This is a genomic window from Bacillus sp. P4_D3, from assembly GCF_056401855.1.
The window spans coordinates 1-3803 of record NZ_JBFUIN010000314.1 but is presented as its reverse complement, the minus strand read 5'-3'; the positions used below and the strand labels follow the sequence as shown (position 1 = coordinate 3803).

Sequence of the window (3803 nt, the reverse complement as noted above, 5' to 3'; positions counted from 1 at the left end):
GTCTTCAATAACGGAGGAAGAAATTCGAGATATCCTTATGATTTAATATGGAAAAAAGCTATGCTTTCAAATTTATGAGAGCATAGCTTTTTTGTTGTAATAATTATATTTTGTTTTGAACAAAGTAAAGAAATAAAGCGAAATTTATTTTACTTCTTTGTACCTTTACTTTTGTATGGTTTTGCAGCTTTCTTTTTCGCACTTGATTGCCAACGGTTCCATCCTTTACTTCCTGTACCTTGTCCTACACCTTTTTTCGGTTTTGCTTTCGTTTTACTCATATGATCACTCCGTTATATAAAAAATCTGATTTGATAATAGCCAATGTTTTAGAAAAATACTATCGATAAATGACTATGTTTGCTTTAAGTAAAAACAAACTGCTTGAATGCTATAGTATATCATGAAATTGCGAGTAAACTGAAAGGAATTACAAATAAAATGAAAATAATAAGAAATACTGCGGATTCTATTTTTCGAACGATCACATTACTGGTTGTGTATATGTTAGTTTCAATTAGTGAAATGTTTTTTGGATTGAAGAGACAAAGGAAATAAAAATGTTATATTAAGAACAGTCGGTAAAGGCATAAAATAAAGAATTGAAAAATATTTTAAAACTTTTTGTTGACTTTATCTATTTTTTGTATAGAATAATCATTAATAAAATGTTTCAGAGATGTGACAACAAAACGACTATGAAAGGACGAGTAGTAGTAGGATGTAGTTTAAGCGAGTCAGGGACGGTGTGAGCCTGGTACGAAGCCTATTATGAAGAACCTCCTGGAGTCGCTAACCGAAATCCTTTATAGGAAAGTAGACTTAGCCGGGAACTTCGCCGTTACAAGAAGAACAGTATCGAGATTTTTTCATCTCCGTACTGTATAAGTGAGCAACCTCTGTTGCTAATTTGGGTGGTACCGCGGAACCAAAGTCTTTCGTCCCAGTTTTTTGGGAAAGAAGGGCTTTTTTTGTTGGCTTTTTTCCACAACATCCAAACATTTTAGGAGGAAACCACCATGTATCAATCATTAATGACAGTAAGAGAGACTCAAATCGCAATTAAGGAAGTTAAAACATTTTTCGAGGATCAATTAGCAAAACGCCTTGAACTATTCCGCGTATCTGCACCATTATTCGTAACGAAAAAATCAGGATTAAACGATCACTTAAACGGTGTAGAACGTCCAATTGAGTTTGATATGTTACATTCAGGAGAAGAATTAGAAATTGTGCATTCACTAGCGAAGTGGAAAAGATTCGCATTACATGAATACGGATATGAAGCTGGTGAAGGTTTATATACAAATATGAACGCGATTCGTCGTGATGAAGAACTTGATGCAACACATTCCATTTATGTTGACCAATGGGATTGGGAAAAAATCGTTCAAAAAGAATGGCGTACTGTCGATTACTTACAAAAAACAGTACAAACAATTTATGGAATATTCAAAGAATTGGAAGATCACTTATTTGAAAAGTATCCGTTCCTTGGAAAGTATTTACCAGAAGAAATTGTTTTCATTACTTCTCAAGAACTGGAAGATAAATATCCAGAATTAACACCGAAAGATCGTGAACATGCAATTGCGAAAGAACACGGTGCAGTCTTTATTATTGGAATTGGTGATGCACTCCGTTCAGGTGAAAAGCATGATGGACGCGCATCCGATTATGATGATTGGAAATTAAACGGTGACATTTTATTCTGGCACCCAGTACTACAAGCTTCATTCGAATTATCATCAATGGGAATTCGTGTTGATAGTAAAGCACTTGATGAGCAATTAACGAAAACTGGTGAAGACTTCAAACGTGAGTATGATTTCCATAAAGGTATTTTAGAAGACGTACTACCATTAACAATTGGTGGTGGCATCGGCCAATCAAGAATGTGTATGTACTTCTTACGTAAAGCACATATCGGTGAAGTTCAATCTTCTGTATGGCCTGACGATTTACGTGAAGCTTGCAAAAAAGAAAACATTCATTTGTTTTAATATAAGTGAAAGGGAGAGTAGCTGTGGAATAAGAGCTACTCTCCCTTTTTTACTTTGACGTGAAAAAAGTTATTTTGAATGAATATAGATCGTTTTTTCAAGGGAAAGAGCGAAAGGGTATATGTAATAAGAAATAAGAAGAGTCATTTATATTTCCTAGGAAAGGGTATAAAGAATAATCTAATTGTTTTATAATGATCTTCGGATATCGATAACAAGATAAAAAGCTGTCTGCATAGATTTTTAAAATTCTATGTGGACAGCTTTCTATTTATATAGGAAGGAAATAGATTAATATAATTTGTTGTAAGTTTTATTGGCGGAAATTAAATCATTTGCACTAAAGGCTCAATTTTCGCCATAAATGATTGATGTAGTGCTTCAACACCCGTTACTAAATGAAGGCGGTCAATTAYGACAGAAACTTTAATTTCTGATGTACTTACCATTTTAATATGAATATCTTCTTCTTTTAAAGTAGTGAACATATTCGCAGCAACTCCCGGGTTAGATACCATACCAGATCCTACAATTGATACTTTCGCTAAATGATTTTCATGTTCTACAGATTCATAGTGAAGTGCCTCTTGATTTTGTTCTAACACTTCTAATGTTTCTCTTAAATCATTAGAATGAATCGAGAAGGAGAGGTGAACAGTTCCTTCATTTGTAATACTTTGAATAATAATATCTACATTTATATGTGCCGCTGCTAATGTAGAGAAAACTGTTGAAAGTGCACCTTGTTCTAATCCTTTAATTGTGACGCGTGTAATATTATCCTCAAATGCGATACCTTTAACGATTGATTGTTGTTCCATGTTACATTCTCCCCTTACAATTGTTCCGTTTTCTTGTTCCATGCTTGATCTTACTTCTAAAACGACATTATGATTTTTAGCAAATTCAACAGCGCGTGGGTGTAATACGCCAGCACCGAGATTTGCAAGCTCTAACATTTCGTCATAAGAAATTTCATCTAATTTATAAGCATCTTGTACAACTCGTGGATCAGTCGTATATACGCCTGACACATCCGTATAAATATCACATTTTTTTGCTTTTAGTGCCGCAGCTAATGCGACAGCAGTCGTATCGGAGCCACCGCGGCCAAGTGTGGTAATTTCATGTTCTTCACTTACTCCTTGGAAACCAGCTACTATAACAATCGTGCCATCAGCAAGATAGGATTGAATACGACCAGTATTAATGTCAGTAATCCGTGCACTACTATGTACAGATTCTGTCGTAATACCCGCCTGCCATCCTGTTAATGAAATTGCGTTATAACCTTTTGTTTGTAGTGCCATTGTTAATAATGAAATGGTTACTTGTTCTCCTGTAGATAGGAGCATATCCATTTCACGTTTACTTGGATTTTCAGTAATAGCGTTAGCAAGTGCTACAAGTTTATCCGTACTTTTTCCCATTGCTGAAACGACAGAGACAATACTATGTCCTCGTTCATATTCTTCAATAATTAAATTTGCTACATGTTGAATGCGTTCGACGCTTCCGACAGAAGTACCGCCAAATTTTTGTACAATCGTTTCCATTACGAATTCCTTCTTTCGTCCATTTTTAAGAATAGGTTAGGACATATACAAATCCCAATATTCCTGTAGTTACCAGAGAGAAAAACAAAAAACACCATCTCAAATAAGTGAGGATGGTGCTGTTACAGGAAAAGGGAAACAGAAAACGGAGCTAATAAAAAAAACCGCCAAAAAAGGAATATCATAAAAATGATATCTCTTTTTTGTAGATAGCTCTTCATACGTACACGTCTGTACATATGAC

3 protein-coding genes, 1 pseudogene and 1 other annotated feature are annotated in these 3803 nt (G+C 34.8%); of the genes and pseudogenes, 2 read left to right on the top strand and 2 right to left on the bottom strand.

Annotation, left to right across the window (positions count from 1 at the left end; genetic code table 11):
* Positions 1-149 precede the first annotated feature (149 nt).
* Entirely contained in the window at positions 150-281 is a 132-nt protein-coding gene (locus tag AC1DTM_RS20100) for a DUF3934 family protein (RefSeq protein WP_000047589.1), read from the bottom strand.
* 408 nt (positions 282-689) lie between these two features.
* Positions 690-949, top strand: a binding site (T-box leader).
* Between the two features lie 70 nt (positions 950-1019).
* Here AC1DTM_RS20100 and asnA point away from each other — a divergent pair.
* Together asnA and AC1DTM_RS20090 are read left to right on the top strand one after the other, a co-directional pair.
* Positions 1020-2003, top strand: a complete 984-nt coding sequence (gene asnA / locus AC1DTM_RS20095) for an aspartate--ammonia ligase (protein WP_016104478.1) — start codon at positions 1020-1022, stop codon at positions 2001-2003.
* 47 nt (positions 2004-2050) lie between these two features.
* A pseudogene (locus AC1DTM_RS20090) lies at positions 2051-2140 on the top strand (helix-turn-helix domain-containing protein); the annotation flags it as partial.
* A gap of 189 nt (positions 2141-2329) precedes the next feature.
* On the opposite strand, the gene AC1DTM_RS20085 reads toward AC1DTM_RS20090, so the two are convergent.
* A complete protein-coding gene (locus AC1DTM_RS20085) occupies positions 2330-3559 on the bottom strand; it encodes an aspartate kinase (protein WP_477000721.1) in 1230 nt (409 codons plus the stop codon).
* Positions 3560-3803 lie beyond the last annotated feature (244 nt).